The 26,346-nt window shown below is 53.5% G+C and carries 21 protein-coding genes, 1 tRNA gene and 1 pseudogene; 13 read left to right on the top strand and 10 right to left on the bottom strand.

Features of this window, described 5'->3' with window-relative positions:
* Positions 1–136: 136 nt before the first annotated feature.
* From fadJ to CDA56_RS18595, 3 genes are all read right to left on the bottom strand, one after another.
* Complete coding sequence (gene fadJ / locus CDA56_RS18605; protein WP_102802948.1) at positions 137–2,281, bottom strand: fatty acid oxidation complex subunit alpha FadJ; 2,145 nt, start codon at positions 2,279–2,281, stop codon at positions 137–139.
* On the bottom strand, positions 2,281–3,591 hold the full coding sequence (gene fadI / locus CDA56_RS18600; protein ID WP_025106653.1) for an acetyl-CoA C-acyltransferase FadI: 1,311 nt from the start codon (positions 3,589–3,591) through the stop codon (positions 2,281–2,283). Before fadI ends, fadJ begins: the two co-directional genes overlap by 1 nt.
* 159 nt (positions 3,592–3,750) lie before the next feature.
* Entirely contained in the window at positions 3,751–4,035 is a 285-nt protein-coding gene (locus tag CDA56_RS18595) for a YfcZ/YiiS family protein (RefSeq protein ID WP_014230287.1), read from the bottom strand.
* A gap of 371 nt (positions 4,036–4,406) precedes the next feature.
* Here CDA56_RS18595 and fadL point away from each other — a divergent pair, with 371 nt between their 5' ends.
* Positions 4,407–5,771, top strand: coding sequence for a long-chain fatty acid transporter FadL (gene fadL / locus CDA56_RS18590; RefSeq protein ID WP_014839142.1), 1,365 nt, complete (start codon positions 4,407–4,409; stop codon positions 5,769–5,771).
* A gap of 62 nt (positions 5,772–5,833) precedes the next feature.
* Here the strand turns inward: fadL and mlaA are convergent, their stop codons facing one another.
* Positions 5,834–6,595, bottom strand: coding sequence for a phospholipid-binding lipoprotein MlaA (gene mlaA / locus CDA56_RS18585; RefSeq protein ID WP_014230289.1), 762 nt, complete (start codon positions 6,593–6,595; stop codon positions 5,834–5,836).
* A gap of 257 nt (positions 6,596–6,852) precedes the next feature.
* Between mlaA and CDA56_RS18580 the strand changes: the two genes are divergently transcribed.
* Positions 6,853–7,749 (top strand): formate/nitrite transporter family protein, encoded by an 897-nt coding sequence (locus CDA56_RS18580; protein ID WP_032720499.1) that lies wholly within the window; start codon positions 6,853–6,855, stop codon positions 7,747–7,749.
* Between the two features lie 74 nt (positions 7,750–7,823).
* A tRNA-Arg gene (locus tag CDA56_RS18575) sits at positions 7,824–7,895 on the top strand.
* Between the two features lie 81 nt (positions 7,896–7,976).
* Here CDA56_RS18575 and CDA56_RS18570 read toward each other — a convergent pair.
* On the bottom strand, positions 7,977–8,312 hold the full coding sequence (locus CDA56_RS18570; protein ID WP_033836713.1) for a lysozyme inhibitor LprI family protein: 336 nt from the start codon (positions 8,310–8,312) through the stop codon (positions 7,977–7,979).
* A 653-nt stretch (positions 8,313–8,965) separates the two neighbouring features.
* Here CDA56_RS18570 and CDA56_RS18565 point away from each other — a divergent pair.
* Both CDA56_RS18565 and CDA56_RS18560 read left to right on the top strand, forming a co-directional pair.
* Positions 8,966–9,220 (top strand): hypothetical protein, encoded by a 255-nt coding sequence (locus CDA56_RS18565; protein ID WP_004852922.1) that lies wholly within the window; start codon positions 8,966–8,968, stop codon positions 9,218–9,220.
* Positions 9,221–9,813: 593 nt separating this feature from the next.
* Positions 9,814–10,677, top strand: coding sequence for a hypothetical protein (locus CDA56_RS18560; RefSeq protein ID WP_025106650.1), 864 nt, complete (start codon positions 9,814–9,816; stop codon positions 10,675–10,677).
* A gap of 180 nt (positions 10,678–10,857) precedes the next feature.
* Here CDA56_RS18560 and cynR read toward each other — a convergent pair.
* Positions 10,858–11,789 (bottom strand): annotated as a pseudogene (cynR, locus tag CDA56_RS18555) (transcriptional regulator CynR).
* A gap of 166 nt (positions 11,790–11,955) precedes the next feature.
* On the opposite strand from cynR, the gene CDA56_RS18550 reads away from it, so the two are divergent.
* Positions 11,956–13,143, top strand: a complete 1,188-nt coding sequence (locus CDA56_RS18550; RefSeq protein ID WP_049082533.1) for a cyanate transporter — start codon at positions 11,956–11,958, stop codon at positions 13,141–13,143.
* A 366-nt stretch (positions 13,144–13,509) separates the two neighbouring features.
* Positions 13,510–13,581 carry a membrane protein YpdK gene (gene ypdK, locus CDA56_RS18545; RefSeq protein ID WP_077777854.1) on the top strand — a complete coding sequence of 24 codons (72 nt, stop codon included), beginning with the start codon at positions 13,510–13,512 and terminating at the stop codon, positions 13,579–13,581.
* Positions 13,582–13,622: 41 nt separating this feature from the next.
* Here ypdK and alaC read toward each other — a convergent pair whose 3' ends face one another.
* Entirely contained in the window at positions 13,623–14,861 is a 1,239-nt protein-coding gene (gene alaC, locus CDA56_RS18540) for an alanine transaminase (RefSeq protein ID WP_009654875.1), read from the bottom strand.
* 398 nt (positions 14,862–15,259) lie between these two features.
* On the opposite strand from alaC, the gene CDA56_RS18535 reads away from it, so the two are divergent.
* On the top strand, positions 15,260–16,939 hold the full coding sequence (locus CDA56_RS18535; RefSeq protein ID WP_161506375.1) for a sensor histidine kinase: 1,680 nt from the start codon (positions 15,260–15,262) through the stop codon (positions 16,937–16,939).
* Positions 16,940–16,950: 11 nt separating this feature from the next.
* Positions 16,951–17,694 (top strand): LytR/AlgR family response regulator transcription factor, encoded by a 744-nt coding sequence (locus CDA56_RS18530; protein WP_102802951.1) that lies wholly within the window; start codon positions 16,951–16,953, stop codon positions 17,692–17,694.
* 44 nt (positions 17,695–17,738) lie between these two features.
* Here CDA56_RS18530 and glk read toward each other — a convergent pair whose 3' ends face one another.
* Positions 17,739–18,704 (bottom strand): glucokinase, encoded by a 966-nt coding sequence (glk, locus tag CDA56_RS18525; RefSeq protein ID WP_004852938.1) that lies wholly within the window; start codon positions 18,702–18,704, stop codon positions 17,739–17,741.
* 253 nt (positions 18,705–18,957) lie between these two features.
* Between glk and CDA56_RS18520 the strand changes: the two genes are divergently transcribed.
* Complete coding sequence (locus CDA56_RS18520; protein WP_103814837.1) at positions 18,958–20,193, top strand: ion channel protein; 1,236 nt, start codon at positions 18,958–18,960, stop codon at positions 20,191–20,193.
* Here the strand turns inward: CDA56_RS18520 and CDA56_RS18515 are convergent.
* On the bottom strand, positions 20,190–21,851 hold the full coding sequence (locus CDA56_RS18515; protein WP_064377548.1) for an alpha-keto acid decarboxylase family protein: 1,662 nt from the start codon (positions 21,849–21,851) through the stop codon (positions 20,190–20,192). The genes CDA56_RS18520 and CDA56_RS18515 overlap by 4 nt on opposite strands.
* A 176-nt stretch (positions 21,852–22,027) precedes the next feature.
* Between CDA56_RS18515 and mgrA the strand changes: the two genes are divergently transcribed.
* Together mgrA and CDA56_RS18505 are read left to right on the top strand one after the other, a co-directional pair.
* Positions 22,028–23,020: an L-glyceraldehyde 3-phosphate reductase gene (gene mgrA / locus CDA56_RS18510; protein ID WP_049082531.1), complete on the top strand. Its 993-nt coding sequence runs from the start codon at positions 22,028–22,030 to the stop codon at positions 23,018–23,020.
* 130 nt (positions 23,021–23,150) lie between these two features.
* Positions 23,151–23,501: a DUF2502 domain-containing protein gene (locus tag CDA56_RS18505; RefSeq protein WP_014230302.1), complete on the top strand. Its 351-nt coding sequence runs from the start codon at positions 23,151–23,153 to the stop codon at positions 23,499–23,501.
* Positions 23,502–23,542: 41 nt separating this feature from the next.
* Here the strand turns inward: CDA56_RS18505 and CDA56_RS18500 are convergent, their stop codons facing one another.
* Positions 23,543–24,778, bottom strand: a complete 1,236-nt coding sequence (locus tag CDA56_RS18500) for an Nramp family divalent metal transporter (protein WP_025106644.1) — start codon at positions 24,776–24,778, stop codon at positions 23,543–23,545.
* Positions 24,779–25,124: 346 nt separating this feature from the next.
* Between CDA56_RS18500 and CDA56_RS18495 the strand changes: the two genes are divergently transcribed.
* Complete coding sequence (locus CDA56_RS18495) at positions 25,125–26,327, top strand: NupC/NupG family nucleoside CNT transporter (protein ID WP_004104312.1); 1,203 nt, start codon at positions 25,125–25,127, stop codon at positions 26,325–26,327.
* Positions 26,328–26,346 lie beyond the last annotated feature (19 nt).

Raw genomic sequence — 26,346 nt, 5'->3', positions numbered from 1 at the left:
GGGCATTGTGCCTGATCCATTCAACGAATGAAACGCTGTTTTTTACCTCAATGGCGTAAGTATAGTCAACTATTGCTTACAAAATCGCCAAAGCGCAGCGCCGTTCATTACCGGATTTACCTTCTTTGACCACAACTTAGGTCGTACGTTCCTCAGCGGGCCAAAAGGTCGCCCCCTGCTCGGCCATGTGTAACAAAGTGTCACATGGTGTAAAACGCGGGCCGTACTGAGCAGCCAGGCGCTGTAATATCGCGGCGACCTCCCCCGCTCCCAGGGTATCCATATAGCGGAACGGGCCGCCAAGAAACGGCGGAAAACCAATGCCAAATACGGCGCCGATATCACCATCGCGGGCGCTGCGAACCACTCGCTCATCGAAGCAGCGCGCCGCTTCGTTAAGCATCATCATCACGCAGCGTTCCGCCACCTGCTGCGCGGACAAGCGCGCCTGCGGTGAGGAAATACCCAGTAAAGCGTAGATCGCAGGATCGGGCCGTTTTTTGCTTTTACGCCCTTTTGCCGCATAAAGATAGAAACCCCGGTTATTTTTTCTCCCTTTGCGATCGTCATTCAGAATCGAACTAATGATGTTTGCAGGCGGGCTAAAACGATCTCCCCATGCGGCCTCCAGCACCGGGATAATTTTGGTACCGGTATCGATTCCCACTTCATCAAGGAGCTGAATAGGGCCAACCGGAAAACCGAATTTAACCAAAGCGTTATCAATATGCTCTACCGGCTCGCCTTCCATCAACAGGCGCATGGCTTCATTTATGTAGGGGGCCAGAATGCGGTTAACATAAAAGCCCGCTTTATCGGCGACGACAATCGGCGTTTTACCCTGCAGTTTCGCCAGCTTAACCGCCGTCGCAATTGTTTGCCGATCCGTACCACTATGCGGAATCACCTCCACCAGCGGCATTTTGTCTACCGGGCTAAAGAAGTGAAGCCCGATGACCCGCTGCGGCCTGCTTGCATGCGCCGCGATCTCGCCGATCGGTAAAGACGACGTATTAGAAGCAAAGATCGTCTCCGGGCGGCAGTGCTGTTCAACTTCGCTGACCATCTTCTGCTTGAGCGTAAGGTCTTCAAACACCGCTTCGATCACCACATCGCGATGTGCGAATCCCTGGTAATCCAGCGAACCGGATATTAACCCCATCTGGCGATCGCGCTCGCTGGCGCGCAGATAGCGGCGACGCACCTGTTTATCGAGCAGATCCCAGCTGTACTTCAGTGCGTGATTTATCCCGCGCGGCTGGATGTCCTTTATGCGTACCGGTAATCCGCCTTTGCAGGCGGTGACGTAAGCGATACCGCCCCCCATAAGTCCTCCGCCCAGAATGCCCACGCTGCGCAGCACGACGGGATCAGCATCCGCGCCGCGATCTTTTTTCAGATCGGTGCTGGCGAAAAAAATCGACCGTAGCGCCTGCGATTGCGGCGTCATCGCCAGCTCGCCAAAAGCGCGGGCCTCCTCGGCGTATCCGCTGCTGCAGCCCTGCGCCAGTCCGGTTTCAATCACCTGCAGAATGCGCTCAGTTGCCGGGTAGTTCCCCTGGGTTTTGTGATGCGTCTTTTTCGCGACGAGACGAAACAGCAGGCTGCGGCCAAGCGGGCCTGCGAGAATACGTTCGCGCGCCGGAACAACGCGGCTTGCCGGGCGACCTTTGAGCGCCAGTTCAATCGCGGTTTGCAGCAGGATAGTCTGCGGCACCACCTCATCAACCAGCCCTGCCTTCAGGGCCTGACGCGGGCGAAGCTGCTTACCGGTCAGGATCATCTCCAGCGCGCCGCTGACGCCAATTAATCGCGGTAGACGCTGAGTTCCGCCAGAGCCGGGCAGCAGCCCCAGCTGTACTTCCGGGAGGCCAAGCCGGGTTTTATCGTCATCGCTGCATACCCGCCCGTGGCAGGCCAGCGCCAGTTCAAGGCCGCCGCCCAGGCATGCGCCGTGGATAGCGGCAATCACCGGAATCGACAGACCGTGGATCTCGGCCATGATTTGCTGGCCCTGACGGGCAAGCGCCTCCGCTTCCTGCGCGGAATGGCAGCGGGCAATCATATTGATATCCGCCCCGGCGATAAAGTTATCCGCTTTTGCCGAGATGAACACCGCGCCGCGCAGCTCCTTATTGTCGCGGATCTGGCGGATGATCCCCCGCACCTCGCTGGCGAACTCAGCCTTCAGGGTGTTCATTTTTTCACCGGGCGCGTCAATGGTGATGACGGCGATATTGTCCGGGCGAACCTCAAGCGTAAATGCCGATACGGTTTCCATTATTCGGCCTCCAGAACCATCGCTGAACCCAACCCACCCGCCGCGCAGGCGGTGACCAGACCAAATCCGCCGCCGCGCCGCCGCAGTTCATGCAGCGTTTGGGTAATCATCCGCGCGCCGGTGGCGGCAAAGGGATGACCGTAGGCAATCGAGCCGCCAAGCACGTTAAATTTGCTCTCGTCCACTTCCCCGGTAGCCTGAGAGCGGCCAAGCACTTCGCGGGCAAAGCGATCGCTGGCCATACATTGCAGGTTGGCCAGCGTTTGCGCGGCAAAAGCTTCATGCATATCAATCAGGGTCAAATCAGCCAGCGTCAGCCCCGCTCTTTCCAGCGCCAGCGGCGTCGACCACGCCGGGCCCAGCAGCATATCCTGGCGAACATCAATCGCGGTGAAAGCGTAGCTTCGCAGATAGCCCAGCGGAACAAGGCCCAGCTCTTTAGCCCGGGATTCGGTCATCAGGATCACCGCCGCCGCCCCATCGGTTAGCGGCGTACTGTTCGCGGCGGTTACGCTCCCGTGTTGACGATCGAAGGCCGGGCGTAACTTTTGGTAATCCGCCAGGGTTGAATTTTTACGAATATTATTATCCTGTTCCAGCGGCTCACGGAACGGCGGCGTGTACGCCGTCATCACTTCTGCCGAGAGCTTACCTTCCTCCCAGGCTCTGGCCGCAAGCTGGTGTGAACGCAGCGCCAGCGCATCCTGCCGTTCGCGCGTGATAGCCCACGTTTTCGCCATCTGCTCGGCGGTATCGCCCATCCGCAGGCCGGTTGAGTATTCGGCAACCGCTGGCGGTACGGGCAGAAGGTCGCGAAAACGCAGCCGAGAAAATAGCTTCAGACGCTGTCCCAGGGTGCGAGCTTTGTTGGCATCAACAAGCGTTCGGGCGAGTTTTTTGCTGACGCCAATAGGTAATACGGAAGAGGAGTCGGCTCCGCCGGCGATACCCGCGCGAATAGTGCCTGCCATCAGGCTTTCCGCGACGTTGGCTACCGCCTGAAAGCTGGTCGCACAGGCGCGGCTGACGCTGTAGGCATCGGTATGCACGCTCATGCCGGTCCCCAGCACAATTTCCCGGGCGATGTTCGGCGCTTCCGGCATCTGCACCACCTGGCCAAATACCAGCTGGTCTATTATGTCCGCGGGGATGTTGCTGCGAGCCAGCATTTCGCCGACCACCAGCTTACCTAAATCAACGGCAGGCACGCCGTGAAAAGCCGTCGCCTGTCGGGCAAACGGAGTACGTAAACCGCTGACTATCGCGATACGATCGCCCTGGCGGGTGACTAGCGGTAATGCCTGACTCATAACGCTCCCCTGTTAACCGATAAAACAAAGTGGTCTGACCTGATAACAGTTTTAACTAATATTTTACATTAAGCCAATCGGGGAACCGAAAAAGTGGGAGCCAAAACACATTGATTAGAAAAGGTAACGCCCCTGCCATGAGGGGCATTAAGGGAAGGATTAACGCAAGCCGAGCTGGAAAATCAGGGTTTCAGCTTCACAGCTGAACACGAAATCGATATCCAGCTTCACGCCGCCATCAACGTCGGTAAAGGTCGGGGTGATTTTGCACGGCTCTGATTCAACGTTACGCGCTCTTTCGCTTAATGCGGCGAGCGTTTCTTCGGCTTCGGCACGGTTCGCAAACACGCGGCTATAAGAGGCGGTGCAATCGGTGTTGTCCATAATGGTGCCAACATCCATACAGCAGCAAACCGGGGTTTCATCAGCACTGCATTTACTCATCGTAGATTTCCTCTGTATATGCACTCAAGGTGCCAGACAAATAATGTGCGTATTTTACGCCCCGGGCATGCCTGCCTCCAGTCGTTAATGGCGACAAACGGGATAAGTGACCGAAATCACACTTAAAAATGATCCAAAACAAAAAGCGCCTACTTTGGGTAACAGGTACCCGGGCAAATTTGCCAACTGGATCGCGTTTCTTAGATCACAATTGAAAAAACTTATAAACAAACTTGCAACATATCATCTGGTCAGACCTATACTCAGCGCACTGGTCTGATTTCTCTGTCGTAAAGCAGACCCTACACTTCGCGCTCCTGTTACAGCATGTAACATTGTTTAAATAAAAATAACTCTATGAGGTTATGGGCATGAGCCAGAAAACCCGCCTTACCCAATCTGCCCTTGCAGTGGCTGTAGCACTCGTTTCAACCCAGGCCTGGTCAGCAGGCTTTCAGCTAAACGAATTCTCTTCATCGGGCCTTGGTCGCGCCTATTCAGGTGAAGGCGCTATTGCTGATGATGCGGGAAACGCCAGTCGTAACCCGGCGTTAATCATGATGTTCGACCGTCCAACCTTCTCCGGCGGCGCTATTTTCGTCGATCCTGATGTCAACGTCACCGGTAGTTCAGTTATCGGTAATGACGCCAGTCAGGACAATATTGCGCCTACCGCATGGGTGCCAAATCTGCACTTCGTGGCGCCGATTAACGACCAGTTCGGTTGGGGAGCTTCCCTGACCTCTAACTATGGTTTAGCCACCGAGTTCAACAACGATTTTGCCGCGGGCTCGATGGGCGGTACCACCGATCTCGAAACGCTCAACCTGAACCTGAGCGGCGCTTATCGTCTCAACGACCACTGGAGTTTTGGTCTGGGCTTTGACGCCGTGTACGCTCGAGCAAAATTAGAGCGCTATGCGGGTGATTTACCGGAAATTATCGGCGCACAGCTACCGGGAATGGTGAAAGCCGGCAAACTCTCCCCGGCTCAGGCTGCGGCCATCGGTCAACAGGCCGGCGGTATCAGCCGCGACACCCAAATTGCTCGTCTGAAGGGTGATGAATGGGGCTTTGGCTGGAATGCCGGTATTTTATATGAAGTCGATAAAAACAACCGCTACGGCTTAACCTACCGCTCTGAAGTCAAAGTTGATTTTGACGGGGATTACAAGAGCAGCCTGCCGTCTTCCCTCAACCCCATCAACTCTGCTCTGGGCCTGGGCCTGCCGTACGGCACCGGCGGCTCCACGATTGGCGGTTCTCTGACGTTGAATCTGCCAGAAATGTGGGAAGTATCAGGTTATAACCGCGTGGCGCCAAAATGGGCCGTTCACTACAGCCTGGCATACACCAGCTGGAGCCAGTTCCAGGAGCTGAAAGCGACCAAAACCAGCGGTGGGGAAACGCTGTTCTACAAGGACGAAGGTTTTAAAGATTCCTACCGTATCGCGCTGGGTACGACCTATTACCACGACGATAACTGGACCTTCCGTACCGGTATCGCCTTTGATGATAGCCCGGTCCCGGCTTCCAATCGCTCTATCTCTATTCCGGACCAGGATCGCCTGTGGCTCAGCGCCGGTACGACTTACGCCTTTAATAAAGATGCCTCAGTCGACGTCGGTGTGTCTTATATGCACGGTCAGCACGTTGAATTTACAGAAGGGCCGTATACATTTAAATCAGAAGGTAAAGCCTGGCTGTACGGCGCGAACTTCAACTACCGTTTCTGATAATGTGAAGCCACAAAAAAGGGTGAACATCATGTTCACCCTTTTTACTTTCTACCCGTCGGTTACTGTGAATCGATATCTTTGAGATCGCCCTCAATCGCCTGCGCGTTCGGGTTTTCATTCGGGGAAAGTTTACCGCCGTTGGCGATAAAGTCGTGACGCTGGAAGTAGGCTTCACGCATTAAAATATACGGATCGGAGGACTGACGGAGCAAGCCGTCTGAATCCAGCAGCTGCGCGCGCGTTTCAACGCCCTCAACCATCCATTTGCCGATAGACATCGGCCATGTCAGCCAGGAAAGAACCGGATACAGGTCATCAGCCATATCGCCACCCTCATCACGCAGGGTGAAGCTGCCGTAGAAAGGCAGTTGCACATATGGACCATAGCCGACGCCATAGTGACCCAGCGTGCTACCGAAGCGGGCAGGCTCAACGCGCTGTAGTTTCGGATTCGCCATCCCGGCCACATCAACCAGGCCACCCATACCAAGGATGGTGTTCAGGAAGAAACGCGTAAAATGCACCATTCCTTTATAGGGATCGCCTTTCAGGAAGGAGTTCACCATTACCGCCGGCTCTTCGAGGTTGCTGGTAAAATTACTCAGCCCGTTACGCGCCGGCTGCGGAACGTAATCACGCCACGCCACCGCGACGGGGCGAAGGACATAGGGATCGACAACGTTGAAGTTGAAGTTGAACATGGTACGGTTAAAGCCTTCAAGCGGATCTGAACGCCCCTGCGGCCGATCGCCAGAACTAGAACTGGCGCATCCCACCAGCAATGTGGCGCCAAGCGCAAGCGCCGACAGGCGAAAATTCATAGGTGTCTCCCTGTTAATTTAAGCTATCGCTGGGGGTTATCGGGGGACAGCTGCCTCCATAAAGATATCGCCCGTAAGCATGTGCCTGCTTTCAGCATAGCCTTTTTTAGCATCATTGTTGGTGTCCCGATTCTATACACATTTTGCAATTTCCGTATTGCTAATCTTGTCATTGTGAAGAATTTAGGAGCTTATCCGACCCGAACAGCCGAAACCGCTCTAGGATTATAATAAAGACCCGCCGTTGAGGAAAAGTTATGAAACCGCAAACTCACCATGATAATGAGGATGTCGAAGTAGAGAGTGAAGAAAAGCAGAATGGTGAAGAAATTGAGGTTGATGAAGAACGCCTGCCTTCACAGGCGATGGCCACTCATGAAGTGATTCGCCAGGAGGGCGAGAAAGAGCTCGAACGCGATGCCATGGCGCTATTATGGTCAGCGATTGCCGCCGGGCTTTCGATGGGCGCCTCGCTGGTCGCCAAAGGCATCTTTCATGTCCATCTGAGCGAACTTCCCGGCGGCTTCTTGCTGGAAAATCTTGGTTATACCTTTGGTTTTGTTATCGTCATTCTCGCTCGCCAACAGCTGTTTACCGAGAACACCGTCACCGCCGTCCTGCCTATTATGCATAAACCCACGCCAGGCAACATCGGCCTGCTGTTACGTTTATGGGGGATTGTGCTGGCAGGTAACTTAATCGGGACCGCTATCGCGGCCTGGGCGTTCGATGTTATGCCTGTGTTCGATGAGCCCACTCGCGAAGCCTTTCTTAAAATTAGCCTGAAGGTCATGCAAAACCCGCCGCTGGAGATGTTTGCCAATGCGATTATCTCCGGCTGGCTGGTCGCCACCATGGTGTGGATGTTTCCTGCCGCAGGTTCTGCAAAGATTGTCGTCATCATTCTGATGACCTGGCTTATCGCCCTCGCGGACACCACGCATATTGTGGTTGGCAGCGTCGAGATTTTCTACCTGGTATTTAACGGGACGCTACCGTGGCAGGAATTTATCTGGCCTTTTGCTCTGCCAACGCTTGCCGGCAACATATGCGGCGGGACCTTTATTTTCGCTTTACTAAGCCATGCCCAGATTCGCAATGACATGAGTCATGAGAAGAAAGCTCGTGCAGCCGAGGAGGCAAAAAAGCGCTAAATGGCTATAGATTAAGCAGTTGGCCCGTACAAGCTTAACGAGCGCCGAAAATAACGCTATAATCCCGGCGCTTCGTCCCCTTAGTTAAATGGATATAACGAGCCCCTCCTAAGGGCTAGTTGCAGGTTCGATTCCTGCAGGGGACACTTTTGAATTATTCACCTCCGTTCACAGCATTCGTTTAATCATCACCACCGCAGAACAACGCCAGCCCCGAAGCAGATGAATCACAGAGGTTTATCGATTCCTGCATAGATCTCATCAAGTTGCTGTAGCCGGTCTTCATATGATTTCGTCAAACAGCGGCTGTCGCTGCCGCATTTCTGCCGGCTATGGAGCCATGTTTTTTGTGCGTCCATCATCTCGCCACGCGTCCCCATTGGAAAAAGCCCCCGCAGAAACTCATACTTCGTCGCCATCGCCACGTCCATATCGTTCAGGCTCCGGTTAGCGCAGATAGCCTTTTCATCCGCCTGCGTCGCTTTCTGACAATCAAAACTCGCGGAGTACCCCGCTACCGGATACAGCACAGCAATAGTCATCAGTACTTCTCTTATCTTCATATGCGCTCCATTTCCGCTACCCGTTTATAACGAGTGCCCCTCGCTACGGAGCCCAGCGTAAGCTTTTGACACACTGACGCTCTGAACTATCCGTGCTGTCGATAATTATAGTTAATCCACCTTAAGGCTCCCATTGGGTGAACCGCGCGCCTTCCGCAATATCTTTTTCCCCGACGCTGATGCGCCCTACAGCCTGGCTGAATTATTGGTCAGAATTGCATCAGAGCGGGTCACGGCATTGCTTGCCAGCGAGGGGGAATATTTTTCTCGCGCAGCGATTTTCATATTTTTGCCTGGCCTGACTTCCCATCAATAAATATAAATTCATTTAAAATCAATGTAATAAATTAAACCCTATCATTCACAGTAGTTATCATTGTTGATTGTTTCCTTGCGTTACGATTCGCAAAACAATGCCGGTAGATAAATCCCTGCCGTCACGTATTCTTGCCGCTGCCGGATGCGCTGAACTGCTGTTCTTTCAGTATCAGCGTTGCTTAAAAGCAGCGCGTCCGGCGGTTTATGGCGGATGAAAGGCTATCTTCTCAGCCATCCGCTTCATATTGCGGCAGGATGTCTGCGACAAGAATCGGGTTCTGTACGGGACTTGCGGACAGCCTGTTGCCTTACCTAAATTGGTTATACGGATAGATATGATGAAAAAACTCGCAATGGCACTGGGTATCTGTGCGCTTATGGCTTGTGGCGCTGCCAGCGCGGCAAATGGTCAGGTCGTTTCAAAGGCTAAGTCAGCCTGCCAGAATAACGCGACGCAGTGCGCCCAGGCTAAGTCCACGGCGAAAGCGGATGCGCAGAAAGAAGCAAAAGCAGCCAAAGACGCCTGTGCTAAAAACCAGGCAGCCTGCGACAACGCAAAAACTGCGGCCAAAAACGCAGTGAAAAAGTAACAACAGTAGGGTGGGGTATAACCCCACCCTACTTTCAAAATATGCTCCCCACCGTACGCCAGCGTGACTCCCGCAGGGCAGATTCTGTTTTGCTTATGGCAGATATAGCAGGATTCTTTTCGCACGAGCCCGCATCAAAACAAGCAGTTACACGATACAGGCCTGACCCATGGCGGCGCTCCCTCGTCTGTCCGATCGCCATTCACATCGGCTAACAGACGTTTTCGAGCAGGTTTCGCGTTCGATAAATCACCCGCTTATTAATTCACTACCCGCCTCCTGAATTATTAGTAATTCACATAATCACCGCGAATTTAATTCATCAATAAAATAATCAAAAACAATCAATCCGCAGCAAGATGAATGAGCATGCTAATTTTTTAGCAGCGATACATTTAATTATTACAGGAAAGCTGATAGCATACAGGAGAGATAATATCCTGACCGGATTCAACATAGCACTCCGCTATCAACAATTGATATAGAATATCTGTTTTGATAAATATTTTGTATGAATCGAAATCGTCGCAACGTCGATAGAGGTCAATTTAAGAAAACCATAACCCCCTATTTTTCATAAGATGATATAGACCATGGAAAGAAAAGAAAGAAACATATGGAAACTAAACAATCTTCCCCCCCTGGAATACTGTTCAATATCTCGCGCTAAAAAACTATTGAATTGTGAAATAGAAGATCTGCTTCATTGGCATGATATTGGCGCGATAAGCCTGTGCATAAAAGTAGGTAAAACTAACGGAACATTAAAAGGTGCGTTCCAACATGACCAGAGCAGTAATAATCTCTATTTTCTTAACGCCCCCAATATTGATGAGTTGAGCATAAGCGAAAGATCGTGGTCACGGCATTCAAAAATTAACAAAATTTTTAAATTTAATGATAGTGAAGCAAATCAGGAAGCCCAATATGGTATACCTGTTACCCAGCTAAAACTCCGGGTTTCCGTCTCTGGCTTATGGTACTGCCACACGAGAAATTTGATGGAGATCTTAGAAACACCTGAAGACATTATTACTGAGCAGAGGATAAGCATCATATCACCGGCCACCAATGTCCTCTTCTGCCACTTCATACCCGACGAGGATGAGAGGCCAACCATCACGCTGAGTAAGCTTTACATCACGAGTCAGGCGATTGAGAAAATTTATGAACATACCATCAGCAGTCGCCCTCTCGAACTTTCTGAAAAAACCTTACATTTATCTGAGGAGCAAGATATAGCGACGCCCTCAACGATTATGCAAAATAAGTTGCTCATTGAATTTATCAATCACATCATTCAATCCAATCCCCATTTTGGCGATAACATGCTTAACGCGACTGAAAACAAAAAAAGTAAAATATTTAATAGAGCTATGGATAAACTCAGGTCTGAAGGCGTGGTTTCCAGCTACGGCAGCATTAATCTTCCGGCGTCAGAATATACGTTCGAATAATACTTCTTTAATTTAATTAAATCAGAATGAATCATTACAACGCCATAGGTACAGGGCGCGCAATGCAGTAGCAAATGTGAAATGCATTTCAATATGAATTCAGAGATGAATCTGGCTTCATAATAAAATCGTTCTCTATAAACGCTCCTGATGTATATGAAATACTTTATATACAGCGAATCAACGTAACGTTAAATCTCTCTCAGTCGATTCGTTAAATCCCTGTCCTGCGCTCAATATTGACGCAGCCTGATGTGCCATTAGTATAAACTCTCGGGTCGCGGCGCTTTGCCAGGCCCCCTTTCGCTGTATCAAACACGCGGTTCTTTCCAGTAATGATGGCGCGAGTTCGATCGCGGTTAAATCGTCACGCCCCTGAACAATGGCAGCAGGAAGCAAGGTTGCCAACGACGTGCGTTCAACCACGGTCAGCACTGCGCTAATCGAGTTGGCCTCCATCTGCACTTTCGGTTGAATACCGCGCTGTCGGCAGTCGCGATCGATTTGCTCGCGAGTAGCAAAAGCGCTGCTTAGCAGAATCAGTGACGCCTGATTGAGCGCCGTCAGCGCCACACGGCGGGTCGCCGCCAGAGGATGAGAGCGGCCAACCACCAGCGCCAGGGTTTCAGAGAGCAGCGGCTGAGACACAATATCCCGTGAATCGCTACCGTCGAAAGCGATCCCGATATCCAGCTCATCATTGAGCAGCAGAGTCTCCATTCGATTCTGCGCCAGCTCTTGTATATCCAGCGTTATATTCGGGTAACGTTGATAAAACGAAGCCACCAGCGCCCCATAAAATAATGGGTAAAGGTTGGCATCATCGCTACACGTAGGGTACCGCGCTGCAAATCTTCAACGTCATGAAGCGCGCGCTGCCCCTCGGCCAGTTCCCGTAAAGCCCGGCGCGCATAAATTAACCAGACCTTGCCGGCGTCCGTCAGGCAAGTGTTGCGCCCGCTGCGATCAAAAAGCCGTACTCCCAGCGTCTCTTCCAGCTGTCGAATCTGCTGCGACAAAGCCGGCTGTGAAACATGCAGGATGGCTGCCGCTCGCGTAAAGCCGCCGTGTTCAGCAACGGCAATGAAGTAGTTGAGGTGTCGCGGCAGCATGAATTCATCCATAAGAAATTCAAATGAACTCAATCATAATTAAGTATTTTAACTTATGAAATAAGTTACGTACTCTGCTCGCGATTCTTTACCAAACGCCACAGGAGATCGGCATGAGTTGCCTCAATACCTTCCCCACAGCGAAACAAACGCCGGCTACTCAACGATGAACCTGAAGCAACGTAATGGCACGATGCTGCTGGTGCTGGTGCTTATCGGTATCAATATGCGTCCGCTGCTGACCTCCGTTGGACCGCTCCTTCCGCAGATCCAGCAGGCAAGCGGCATGAGCTTCACGCTTGCCTCTCTGCTCACCGCGCTACCGGTGATCGCCATGGGTCTGCTGGCGCTAGCCGGCGGCTGGATTAACCGTCATTTCAGCGAGCGCCAAAGTATCTCCCTCAGCCTGTTAACGATCGTCGCCGGGGCTTTACTTCGCGAACTGGCGCCGCAGAGCGCGCTATTACTCAGCAGCGCGCTCCTTGGCGGAATCGGCATTGGTATTATTCAGGCGCTCATTCCCGCGGTGATAAAGCGTCTTTTTCATCGTCGGACGCCGCAGGTGATGGGGCTCTGGTCCGCGGCGCTGATGGGCGGCGGCGGCCTGGGCGCCGCATTCACGCCGTGGCTGGCGCAGCATAGCGCTATCTGGTATCACGCGCTTGCGTGGTGGGCGTTACCCGCCGCCGCCGCGCTCCTCTGCTGGTGGCCGCTAAGCCGAACGTTACCCGCCCGGACGCCATCAACAACCCGGGTCACGCTTTTTCGCCATCGTCGCGCGTGGACGCTTAGCCTCTATTTTGGTTTGATCAATGGCGGCTATGCCAGCCTGATTGCCTGGCTGCCGCCTTACTATATGCAGTCGGGCTACAGCGCGCAGTTCAGCGGTACCCTGCTGGCGTTAATGACCATCGGCCAGACCGGCGGAGCGCTCCTGCTGCCCATCCTGGCCAGACATGAGGATCGACGAACGCTTCTGATGCTGGCATTGGCCTTACAGCTTGTCGGCTTCTGCGGTTTTATCTGGCTACCGCAGCAGGTACCGCTTGTCTGGGCCATCTGCTGCGGTATTGGGCTTGGCGGCGCATTTCCGCTGTGTCTGGTCCTGGCGCTCGATCACGCCAGGCACCCCGCCATTGCGGGCCGACTGGTCGCGTTTATGCAGGGAGTAGGCTTTATTGTCGCCGGGCTTTCCCCCTGGCTGTCGGGACTGCTGCGGAGTTTAAGCGGCAATTACCAGCTCGACTGGATGCTTCACGCCGCCTGCGTCCTGGCCTTAATGGCCTTAACGCTGCGTTTCGCTCCCGCACGCTACCCGCAAGAGTGGCAACATCAGGATTCAGCCGCTCGCTAAACCCGTTATCTCCTCATGCGGGATAGTTAACTCCTCCCGCATTCAGGCAAAAAAAAGCACAAAATCAAATAACTATATCAGTACAAAAACTGTTGTTAATGACCGTCGCCAGAATGAAATTTAATACCGAATGAAATTAATGTGTCGCCGAATCACGACACTCGTAAGTAACTAAAAATTAATAAAAAAATGGCTCTTGTTTCCCTCATTTTTTAGGCGTACATTAGCGCCATCTGGAGCCGTTTACGCTCAGAATTTACAGCTACCGCCCGCTGAAAAAGCGTCGTTTTCCTGAGCGATAGCTGAGCAGGCAATGAAGAGCAAATTCATTTAAGGCGTCTCGCCGAGAGCGCGGAGTGATGAGTCGTGAAATATTTCTTAATGGGCATTTCTTTTATGGTCATCGTTTGGGCCGGTACTTTCGCCCTGATGATCTAGCTTTAACGGTGTTAAAAAAAGGAGCCTCTCGGCTCCTTTTTTTATTCGTGGCTTTCGCTGGTTAACTTAGCCGATGCGGGAAGCAGCCCGTCAGCACGGAACATCGATTTAATGCCGCGCACCGCCTGGCGGATACGATCGCGGTTCTCAATTAACGCGAAGCGTACATGGGTATCGCCATAGTCTCCAAAGCCAATGCCCGGAGAAACGCAGACTTTTGCATCCTGCAGCAGCTTTTTAGCAAACTCCAGTGAGCCCATCGCCGCATACTGCTCTGGGATCTTCGCCCAGACATACATTGACGCCTTCGGACATTCCACCATCCATCCGGCCTCATGCAACCCTTTCACCAGCACATCGCGACGACGTTTATACTGCTCGGCAATATCGCGAACGCACTGCTGATCGCCTTCAAGCGCGGCAATCGCCGCAACCTGTAGAGGGGTGAAAGTGCCGTAATCGTGATAGCTTTTAATACGCGCCAGCGCATTAACCAACGTTTTGTTACCGACCATAAAGCCGATACGCCAGCCCGCCATATTATAGCTTTTAGAGAGCGTAAAGAATTCGACGGCGACATCGCGCGCGCCGGGGACCTGCATGATAGAGGGCGCTTTCCAGCCATCGTAAACAATATCGGCATAGGCCAGATCGTGCACCACCAGCACGTCATAACGCTTCGCCAGCGCCACGACTTTCTCAAAGAACTCCAGTTCGACGCACTGCGCGGTCGGGTTGGAGGGGAAACCGAGGATCATCATTTTCGGCTTCGGGTAACTCTCACGAATCGCGCGCTCAAGCTCGTTGAAGAAATCCACGCCTTCGACCAGAGGTACCGAACGTACCTGGGCTCCGGCAATCACCGCACCGTAAATATGGATGGGATAGCTGGGATTTGGCACCAGTACGGTATCGCCATGGTCAAGCGTCGCCAGCATCAGATGCGCCAGCCCCTCTTTTGAACCAATGGTGACTATCGCTTCTGATTCCGGATCGATCTCAACGTTATAGCGCTCTTGATACCAACGAGAAATCGCCCGGCGCAGGCGCGGAATGCCGCGGGAAGTAGAATAGCCGTGGGTATCGGGACGCTGGGCAACGGTGCAGAGTTTCTCAACGATATGCGGCGGAGTGGCGCCATCGGGGTTACCCATGCTGAAATCAATAATATCTTCGCCGCGGCGTCGCGCAGCCATTTTTAGTTCAGCAGTGATATTAAAAACGTAAGGGGGGAGACGATCGATACGCGTAAAACGGCGTTCAGGACTGAATTCAGCCATAGATTCCTCGGATTAACGTTAGCGCCCGGACCGTCCGAGCGACGCTGCTGCCTGTGCAGCACGTTTAGAAAATAACCCGAAAATTTTCCTGCTGTCGAGAGGGGCTGAGAAAAATAATTTCTGGCGATAAAAACGGGCATCAGTCCGACTAAATACGGCAGCAACGTTCTTTCCCCTCCTCGCCTACTACATCAAAATTAACATGCTGATATCTTTAATTTTACTTAAATGCTTGCTCATCCGTAGACGCTATTGAATCGCGGGTGTTTGTTATTAATCCCCTTTTATTTGTAAGACTTTTCCCTATTCATGCCTTCAGCTGGCCTTCTGCCGCGAGGTTTTCTATCATGTTGCTTTCTCGCGATTAACACGGCGCACACATGCACGAAATATTTACTATGCTGCTGGCGGTTTTTGACCGCGCGGCATTAATGCTGATTTGTCTCTTTTTCCTCATTCGCCTGCGCCTGTTTCGTGAACTTCTGCATAAATCCGCGCACACCCCTAAAGAATTGCTGGCCGTTACCGCGATCTTCTCTCTCTTTGCCCTCTTTAGCACCTGGTCAGGCGTACCGGTCGAGGGATCGCTGGTCAACGTGCGTATTATCGCGGTCATGTCCGGCGGGATCCTGTTCGGCCCGTGGGTTGGGGCTATTGTCGGCGCGATCGCCGGCGTACATCGCTACCTGATTGATATTGATGGCGTCACCGCCGTCCCCTGCTTTATTACCAGCATTGTCGCCGGTCTGCTCTCTGGTTTTATTGGTCGTAAAGTGCCGAAAGCACAGCGCTGGAAAGCGGGGATCCTCGCCGGGATGCTATGCGAAACCTTAACCATGATTCTCGTGATCGTGTGGGCGCCTTCATTCGCGCTGGGGATAGACATCGTGTCTAAGATTGGTATTCCGATGATCCTTGGCAGCGTATGTATCGGCTTTATCGTTTTGCTGGTGCAGAGCGTTGAGGGGGAAAAGGAAGCCAGCGCCGCCCGTCAGGCAAAACTGGCGCTCGACATCGCCAACAAAACGCTCCCGCTATTTCGCCACGTCAACAGCGAGTCCCTGCGTCAGGTATGCGACATTATCCGCCGCGATATCAGTGCCGATGCCGTCGCGATTACCAATACCCAACACGTGATGGCCTACGTCGGCGTCGGGGAAATCAACTACCGCGATAACGATGACTTTATCAGCCCAACGACGCAACAGGCGATCCGCTATGGAAAAATCATTATTAAAAACAATGATGAGGCTCATCGGACGCCGGAAATACACTCTATGCTGGTCATTCCGCTGTGGGAAAAAGGCGTCGTTACCGGTACGCTAAAAATCTATTACTGCCACGCGCACCGCATCACCTCTTCATTGCAGGAAATGGCGGTAGGCCTGTCGCAAATTATCTCTACGCAGCTGGAGGTTTCCCGCGCTGAACAGCTGCGTGAAATGGCCAATAAAGCCGAGCTGCGGGCGCTGCAAAGCAAAATCAATCCCCATTTCTTATTTAATGCGCTGAACGCCATTTCATCGTCGATTCGCATGAATCCGGACACCGCGCGTCAGTTAATTTTTAATTTGTCGCGCTATTTACGCTACAACATTGAATTAAAAGATGATGAACAGATAGATATCAAAAGGGAGCTGTATCAAATCAAGGATTACATCGCGATTGAACAGGCTCGCTTCGGCGACAAGCTGACGGTGATTTATGATATTGATGATGAAGTCAGCTTTATGATCCCCAGCCTGCTAATTCAGCCGCTGGTGGAGAATGCTATCGTCCACGGGATTCAGCCCTGCAAAGGAAAAGGCGTGGTGACCATTGGCATCAATGAGTGCGGGAATCGGGTACGAATTAGCGTTCGCGATACAGGGAACGGTATCGACCCTGCGGTGGTAGCGAGGGTAGAGGCTGACGAAATGCCGGGAAATAAAATCGGTTTACTCAATGTTCATCACCGGGTCAAGCTACTGTACGGGGAAGGACTGCATATCCGACGCCTGACGCCGGGGACCGAAATTGCCTTCTATGTGCCAACCCAACACGCGCCCCAGGTGGCTACGGAGTCGCTGCTGTCATGAGCGGAGATAAAATGAAGGTCATCATTGTGGAGGATGAGTTCCTCGCGCAGCAAGAGCTCACCTGGTTGATTAACACCCATAGCGAAATGGAGATTGTCGGCACCTTTGACGACGGTCTGGATGTGCTGAAGTTTTTACAGCACAACAAAGTCGACGCCATTTTTCTCGATATCAATATTCCATCTCTGGATGGCGTACTGCTGGCGCAAAACATCAGCCAGTTCGCGCATAAGCCCTTTATCGTTTTTATTACCGCGTGGAAAGAGCATGCGGTGGAAGCCTTTGAGCTGGAGGCGTTTGATTATATTCTCAAGCCCTACCAGGAATCGCGCATTATCAACATGCTGCAAAAGCTGACCGGCGCCTGGCAGCAACAGCAGCAGGTCAGCACCGGTAGCGGGGCAACGGCCAATCCAGCCAGGGAAAACGACACGATTAATCTGGTTAAAGATGAACGGATTATCGTCACCAGCATCCACGATATTTACTACGCGGAAGCGCATGAAAAGATGACGTTCGTTTATACCCGCAAGGAGTCCTTCGTGATGCCGATGAATATCACGGAGTTCTGCAACAAGCTACCGCCGGCGCACTTTTTCCGCTGTCACCGCTCGTACTGCGTCAACCTGAACAAAATTCGCGAAATCGAACCCTGGTTCAACAACACCTATATTCTGCGGCTACGCGACCTTGAGTTTCAGGTTCCGGTAAGCCGCAGCAAGGTGAAAGAGTTTCGCCAGCTCATGCATCTGTAGAGGATTTACCCGAATAATCATTTTATTCGGGTAAGAGACGGGGCTTACAGAATCTGCCCCAGAGTCTGACGCAGGTGCGCGCCGGAGCCCAGCAGTCCCGGATTGTCGTGGACAATCAGATAGACCGGAATATCCTGGACGAAGGCTTTAAATCGGCCTTTATCTTCAAAACCGCCGCGAAAGCCGGAGGCTTTGAAGAATTCAAGGAAGCGCGGCACGATACCGCCAGCAATATACACGCCGCCAAAGGTGCCGAGGGTCAGCGCCAGGTTACCGCCAAATCGGCCCATAATGACGCAAAACAGCGACAGCGCGCGGCGGCAATCGATGCAGGTATCGGCCAGCGCGCGTTCGGTCACATCTTTAGGCTGCAGATTTTCCGGTAGACGCCCGTCAGACTTCACGATCGCATGATAAAGATTGACCAACCCCGGCCCAGATAAGACGCGTTCAGCGGAGACGTGCCCCAGCTCGCTGCGCAGCTCTTCGAGAATAATGCCTTCCTCTTCGCTATTGGGGGCGAAATCCACATGGCCGCCCTCACCCGGCAGGCTCACCCAGCGCTTATCAACGTGTACCAGATGAGCAACGCCCAGCCCGGTACCGGCGCCGTAGACGGCAATCGGCTTGCCTTCCACCGGTTCCGCGCCGCCAAACTGAATCAGATGTTCAGCTTTTAGCATGGGGATCGCCATCGATACCGCGGTAAAATCGTTAATGATTTCCAGATGCGAGAAACCCAGGTTCTTTTTCATCTCAGCGATAGAAAATGCCCAGGTGTGGTTGGTCATCGCCACCCAGTCGCCGGTAATCGGACAGGCGATGGCAATACAGCCGTCTTCTACCTGGACGTTATGCTCTTCCAGATAGACCTGAACAACGGCTTCAAGACTGGGATAATCGAGCCCGGAATAGGTCTTAGCACGGGAGATCTCCCCGCTTGCCAGATCGCATAACGCCAGACGAGCATTCGTTCCGCCAACGTCCCCTACTAAAGCAAATTTTGTCATTCCGTTACGGCTCCGCTAAAGTCAAAATGATTCTTTGGCACACTCTAAATTCATGACGTCCTAACAACAACGACCAACGCATAAGCGCCCTTTGTTTAGCGACCTACGTCACAGTTAGGCTGTAATTTATGAAATTATTGTGCGGCCGATCGTCAGGCCAGCTCTTTACTTTATCGTTTCAGCACCATTTGCGCCAACGACCTTAACGCCCCCGGGCAAAGTAGTGCGTCGAAACCTTCAGAAGGATATTTTCATGCTGCACCCGCGCGCCAGAACGATGCTGTTGTTATCGATACCCGCAATCGTGATTGGTATTGCTGCCAGCCTGGTCTTGATTGTGGCGATGAAAACGGCAGCCATGCTGCAGAATATTCTCTGGAGTAGCCTGCCTGGATTGCTGGGTATGAACGCCAGCGGCCCTTTCTGGACGATAGCTATCCTCACCGGCACCGGCATCGCCGTGGGTCTGGTCGTGCGTTTTAGTCCTGGTCACGCCGGACCCGATCCGGCCACCGAGTCACTCATTGGCGCACCGGTGAGTCCCGGCGCTCTGCCCGGCCTGCTCGCTGCGCTGATCGTCGGCCTGGCGGGCGGCGTTAGCCTCGGGCCGGAGCATCCTATCATGGTGATTAATATCGCCCTCACGGTGGCGCTTGGCTCCCGCCTTTTCCCGCGAGTCAGCGCGCTGGACTGGACGATCCTGGCGTCTTCCGGCACTATCGGGGCGCTATTTGGCACACCTGTTGCCGCGGCGCTGATCTTTTCGCAAACGCTGAACAGCAGTAACGATGTCCCGCTTTGGGACCGACTCTTCGCCCCCTTACTTGCCGCGGCGGCGGGTTCTCTGACCACCGGGCTGTTTTTCCACCCCAACTTTTCGTTACCTATTGCGCACTACGAGCGGTGGCAGCTTGTCGATATCTTTAGCGGCGCTATCGTGACGCTGATTGCTATTGCCGTCGGCATGGTTGGCGTTTGGTGCTTACCGCGCCTGCACGCGCTGATGCAGCGGCTGAAAAATCCGATCTTAACCCTCGGTATTGGCGGATTTTTATTGGGGATCCTGGGCGTCGTCGGCGGGCATATCACCCTGTTTAAAGGCCTGGATGAAATGCAGCAATTAGCCTTCAGCCAGACGTTAACCGCCAGCGATTACATGCTTATTGCTTTAGTGAAGCTGGCGGCGCTGGTGCTGGCGGCCGCCTGTGGTTTTCGCGGCGGTCGAATTTTTCCGGCGGTGTTCGTCGGCGTCGCGCTAGGCCTGATGCTTCACGCACACGTGGATGCCGTGCCGGCAGCCATCACCGTTTCCTGCGCCATCCTCGGACTGACGCTGGTAGTGACGCGTGATGGCTGGTTGAGCCTGTTTATGGCAGCGGTCGTGGTGCCCGATTCCACGCTGCTTCCGCTGCTGTGTATCGTCATGCTTCCGGCCTGGCTGCTGCTGGCCGATAAACCCTTGATGATTGCCAGGAAGCGTGGAGATTAAACCCGGCTGTTTCTCTCTTCCAGCGCCTGAGTGACCGTGCGCAGAAAGTCGGGAATATCCATTTTTGGCAGCATCACCTCCACCAGCGTCAGCCTGTCTGAGGCGACGCTGCTATTCATCGCTTCCTGCAGTTCGTGGGTGCGCGTCACTCGCCAGCATCGGGAAGGGACATCCGGCGCAAAAGCGTCAGGCAGGCGATTCCAGTCCCAGAGCGCAATATCGTTATAGCGCTGCTCGGGGCCGTGAATCGCGCGCTCGACCGTATAGCCTTCGTTATTGAGCAACAGGATCAGCGGGCGCTGCTTATCTCTGAGCATCGACCCCAGCTCCTGAATAGTTAACTGCGCAGCGCCATCGCCAACAACCAGCACCACCCTTCTGTCCGCTGCCGCGATTTGCGCCCCGTAGGCTGCCGGAAGGGTAAAGCCTATCGATCCCCATAGCGGCTGGACAATCAGCGTTGCGTCAGCGGGCAGCTTAAGCGCGGCGGCGCCAAAAGCGGCCGTCCCCTGATCGGCAAGGATAATATCTCCCGGGCGCAGCTGTTTCTGCACCGTACTCCAGAAATTTTTCTGCGTCAGGCTCCCCTCTGGCGCGCCGCTGACGCCCGGCGCCTGAACATTTGGCGCATGCCATTCTGCCGCCAGGCTGGCAGAGAGTTCGATCAAGACATCCAGCGCCTTTTCCATCGGTACCCGGCTAAACCAGCGATCGCCAACCCGAACGGCGAAGGGCTGGACTTCTATCGTTTTTTCCTGCGTAAGGTGTTGGGTGAAACCGGCGGTAATGGTATCGGTAAAACGCGTGCCGACGCAGATAATGGTATCCGCGTTTTCAATGGCATCGCGGGTATCCTCTGCGCTGGCTATCCCGCTATAAGTCCCGACGAACCCAGGCTGCTGCTCATCAAAAAGCCCTTTGCCCATCAGCATTGTGGCGTAAGCAACCGGCACCTTCGCCACCCACTCTCGCAGAGCGTTTTGTAGTCCATAGCGCTGGGCGAGGAAATCCGCCAGCAGCGATACGCGACGGCTGCTTCTGAGCATCCGCTCGGCGTGCTCGCGGAACCCGGCCAGCTGGTTCTCGTCGGCGGGCAGCGTGTGAATAAGCAAGCGGTGAGCTGGCGGGGTGGCCTTTGCTTTGGCCACATCGGCCGGCAGCATGAGATAACCGGGGCGATGCTGGGTCAGCATTTCACTCAGTACCCGGTCTATTTCATGGCAGGCATTTCCCGCCGCCAGCACCGCCTGAGAGCAGGTAATATGTTCACTCATACGCGAAAAGTGGCTGAAATCACCGTCGCCAAGCGTATGGTGCAGCAGCTCGCCGCGCTGCTGTGCGCCGGTACAGGGAGCGCCGACGATATGCAGGACCGGTACATGCTCAGCGTAGCTCCCGGCAACGCCGTTGAGCGCGCTCAGTTCACCGACGCCATAGGTGGTCAACAGCGCGCCCGCGCCCTTAATGCGCGCATAGCCATCGGCGGCATAGGCGGCGTTTAGCTCGTTAGCACAGCCTACCCACCCTAAGCTCTGCTGCGCGATAACGCTGTCGAGAAACTGTAAATTGTAATCACCCGGTACGCCAAACAAGCGGTCTATGCCGCAATCTACGAGACGATCCAACAGATAATCGCCAATGGTATAAGTCGGTTGCATATCCTTACTCTCCTCTCGTGCAGGTAAGTTGAGTATTGAATAAGCAGGTGCGCTGTCCAGATTGCGCTCAACAATGGCGGTGGAAAGCAAAATTTACGCCTTCAGGGTGTGTACTCCGCGGCAAACATTCTTTAGTGTAAACGTATACACAACCCTGTTTTATCTGCGGAGGAAGTATGGTTTACCAGGCAAACGCCACGCGATATCAAACGATGGAGTACCGCCGCTGCGGTCATAGCGGACTAAAGCTACCGGCGATTTCTCTTGGGCTTTGGCACAATTTTGGCGACGAAACGCGGGTGGAAACCAGCCGCCAGCTTCTGCGTCACGCATTTGATCTCGGCATGACTCATTTTGATTTAGCCAACAACTATGGGCCACCGCCGGGTTCGGCGGAGAGTCATTTTGGCCGCATCCTGAAAGAGGATTTTTTGCCCTATCGCGATGAACTGATTATCTCCAGTAAAGCCGGTTACACCATGTGGGACGGCCCCTATGGCGACTGGGGATCGCGCAAGTACCTGATTGCCAGCCTCGACCAGAGCCTTAAGCGAATGGGTCTCGACTATGTCGACATCTTCTACCATCACCGCCCCGATCCCGAAACGCCGCTGCGGGAAACCATGAGCGCGCTGGACCACATCGTCCGCCAGGGGAAAGCGCTCTACGTCGGATTATCGAATTATCCGCTCGAACAGGCCCGGGAAGCCGTCAATATCCTTAACGATCTCGGCACGCCGTGTCTGATTCATCAGCCCAAATATTCGATGTTTGAACGCTGGGTCGAGGAGGGATTACTCGATTTCCTACAGAGCGCGGGGGTGGGAAGTATAGCGTTTTCACCGCTTGCGGGCGGCCAGCTCACCAACCGTTACCTGCACGGTATCCCGGCGGACTCCCGCGCCGCCAGCGGCAGCCGGTTCCTGCAACCGGAGCAGCTTACTGAAAGCAAGCTGGAAAAGATTAGTCAGTTGAATACGCTGGCCGAATCCCGCGGACAGAAGCTCTCACAGATGGCGCTGGCCTGGGTACTGCGCGATGAGAAAGTGACGTCGGTACTGATTGGCGCCAGTAAAACTTCGCAGCTCGACGATGCGGTTGGCATGCTGGAAAACCGCCATTTCAGCGCCGAAGAACGGGCCACCATTGACGCGATCCTTGCGGTGTAAATTCATTGTTACTTTAGCAAAAAGTGCTCTCACTTGCGATTTAGGAGTTCCTCCGATGCGGCGGGGCTTTACCGCCCCGTAATATCAGGTTAACAGGCCGACAACGGCCCCGATCGTGAAGGAGAAGAGTATGTTCAGGTCACTGATTTTGGCTGCAGTGCTTCTGGCTTCAGCGCCATTGGTCGCTAACGCTGGTGAAATCACCCTGTTGCCATCAATAAAATTACAAATTGGCGATCGCGACAATTACGGTAACTACTGGGACGGTGGCGGCTGGCGCGACCGTGATTACTGGCGTCGACACTATGAGTGGCGCGATAACCGCTGGCGCCGTCACGACAACGGCTGGCATCGCGGCTGGGATAAAGGTAAAGCCTACGAACGCGGCTATCGCGAAGGCTGGAAAGATCGCGATGACCGACGCGGCGGCTGGGGGCGTGGGCCAGGCGGCGGACGCGGACATGGCCACGGGCATCATTAATCGCAAAGGGAGCCATTCGGCTCCCTTTTTCATCGTCACGCTTAACTGAATATCGTTCCAATAATCAGCCAGCCGTTAAGCAGCACAACGACCGCAACTATCCCCCACCCCAGCAGTTTTACCCACCGGGAATTGACCAGGTCGCCCATTAACCGGGAATCGCTGGTGAATATCAGCAGCGGCACCAGCGCGAGGGCGATACCAAAGCTCAGCAATACCTGGCTCATCACCAGAATACGCGTGGGATCCAGCCCCATTAAAATGACGATAAACGACGGCAGCATGGTGATCGCCCGGCGAAACCACAGCGGGATATGGAAGCGGATAAAGCCCTGCATTACCACCTGCCCTGCCAGGGTTCCCACAACCGTGGAGGATAAACCCGCCGCTATCAGGCTCAGACCAAAGATGGTAGCTGCCGCGTGGCTCAGCAAGGGCTCCAGCGTCAGATAGGCCTGATCGAGGTCGGCAATCCCGGTGTGGCCGTTAAAGTGGAAGGCGGCGGCGGCGGTCGCCATCATGGCCAGGTTAACAAAACCCGCGATGGTCATGGCAATGGCGACATCCCAGCGCGTGGCGTTATAGCGCTCTTTGCGCGTCCCCCCGTGCAGGTGCTGAGTGAGCGATGAGTGTAAGTAGATAACATGCGGCATGATGGTCGCCCCCAATACCCCGGCGGCAAGAAACACCGCTTCGCTGGTCGGCAGTGAAGGCACGATCATCCCTTTCGCCAGGGGTGCCAGCGCGGGCTGGGAGAAGATAAGCTCAACGACGTACGCTGCGGCGACAAACAGCAGCAGCCCGCCTATCACTTTTTCCAGCGGCTTTTGACCGCGACGCTGCAGCATCAGAATCAGGAAGGTCGCAATTCCGGTCAATACAGCGCCCTGAAGCAATGACACGCCGAGCACCAGCTTAAATCCGATAGCCGCGCCAATAAACTCGGCAAGATCGGTCGCCATAGCGATAATTTCGGCCTGCACCCAGTAGAACCACACCACAGGACGCGGGTAGTGGTCGCGAATTTGCTCCGCCAGATTTTTACCGGTGGCGATGCCCAGCTTCGCCGACATCACCTGAATCAGCATCGCCATCAGGTTAGCCCATACCACCACCCACAGCAGCTGGTAGCCAAAGCTGGCGCCGGCCTGAATGTTGGTGGCGAAGTTACCCGGATCGATATAGCCAATGGCAGCAATGAACGCCGGCCCCATCAGGGCGAGCTTAATCTTGCGCGCTGCGCGACCGCTGCTATTCTCAACGCGACTGTTGGTCATTTTCTGCCTCTGGAAATATAGCCTTTGCTATGTTTTATGCTATCAAAATGCGAATGATTATCAAGTTCATTTGGAGCGATGATAATGATTGCTGTGATAGGGGAGAACGATAGCGGGTTGGCAACGGAAAACCGGGGAACTGATAAACGCTTTTAATTAATCACCAGAATAGTACAACCGAGCAACTTTTAAAACCTTTACGTAACATAACAAAAATGCATGGTTGATCACTATTTTTGCCATTAGTCACATATCCTTGCAATAGTGTGTGCTGGCTCTCGTTTTCTTTGCGCTTGTTACATAGAATGTGCACAGAAATTTAACCTGCCTCATATTTGGAGCAAATATGGACCGCGTCCTGCACTTTATTCTCGCGATCGTAGTGGTGGCCATTCTGGCCCTGTTGGTCAGCCACAACCGTAAGCAGATTCGTATTCGTTATGTCATTCAGCTGCTTGTCATTGAAGTGCTGCTGGCCTGGTTCTTCCTGAACTCTGACATTGGTCTGGGTTTTGTGAAGGGCTTCTCCGAGATGTTTGAAAAACTTCTCGGTTTCGCCAACGAAGGGACAAACTTCGTCTTCGGCAACATGAACGACAAAGGCCTGGCGTTCTTCTTCCTGAAGGTTTTGTGCCCGATCGTCTTTATTTCTGCGCTGATCGGTATTTTGCAGCATATTCGTATTCTGCCTATCGTCATTCGCGCGATTGGTACCGTGCTGTCCAAAATCAACGGCATGGGCAAGCTGGAATCCTTTAACGCTGTCAGCTCGCTGATTCTGGGCCAGTCCGAAAACTTCATCGCCTATAAAGATATTCTTGGCAAGATGTCCCGCAACCGCATGTACACCATGGCGGCGACCGCGATGTCTACGGTATCCATGTCTATCGTGGGCGCGTACATGACCATGCTGCAGCCGAAATATGTAGTTGCGGCGCTGGTACTGAACATGTTCAGCACCTTTATCGTGCTGTCGCTGATTAACCCGTATCGCGTTGACGAAAGCGAAGAAAATCTGCAGATGTCTAACCTGCATGAAGGACAGAGCTTCTTCGAGATGCTGGGTGAATACATCCTGGCAGGCTTTAAAGTGGCGATTATCGTGGCCGCCATGCTGATTGGTTTTATCGCGCTGATTTCCGCGCTGAACGCCCTGTTCGCCACCGTCACCGGCTGGTTCGGCTATAGCATCTCCTTCCAGGGGATCCTCGGCTATATCTTTTATCCGGTTGCGTGGGTGATGGGCGTACCGGCAGGTGAAGCGCTGCAGGTAGGAAGTATTATGGCCACCAAGCTGGTTTCTAACGAATTCGTCGCCATGATGGATCTGCAGAAAGTTGCCGCCACGCTCTCTCCGCGTGCGGAAGGCATCATCTCTATCTTCCTGGTCTCCTTCGCCAACTTCTCTTCTATCGGTATCATCGCCGGCGCGATTAAAGGCCTGAACGAAGAGCAAGGTAACGTGGTTTCCCGCTTCGGCCTGAAGCTGGTGTACGGTTCTACGCTGGTGAGCGTGCTCTCTGCGTCTATCGCCGCGCTGGTACTGTAATTCGTCAGCGGTATCGCGA

Source organism: Klebsiella michiganensis, from assembly GCF_002925905.1.
GTDB classification, from domain to species: domain Bacteria; phylum Pseudomonadota; class Gammaproteobacteria; order Enterobacterales; family Enterobacteriaceae; genus Klebsiella; species Klebsiella michiganensis.
Note: the sequence above shows the minus strand (reverse complement) of the source record. Positions and strands in the feature narration are given on the sequence as shown.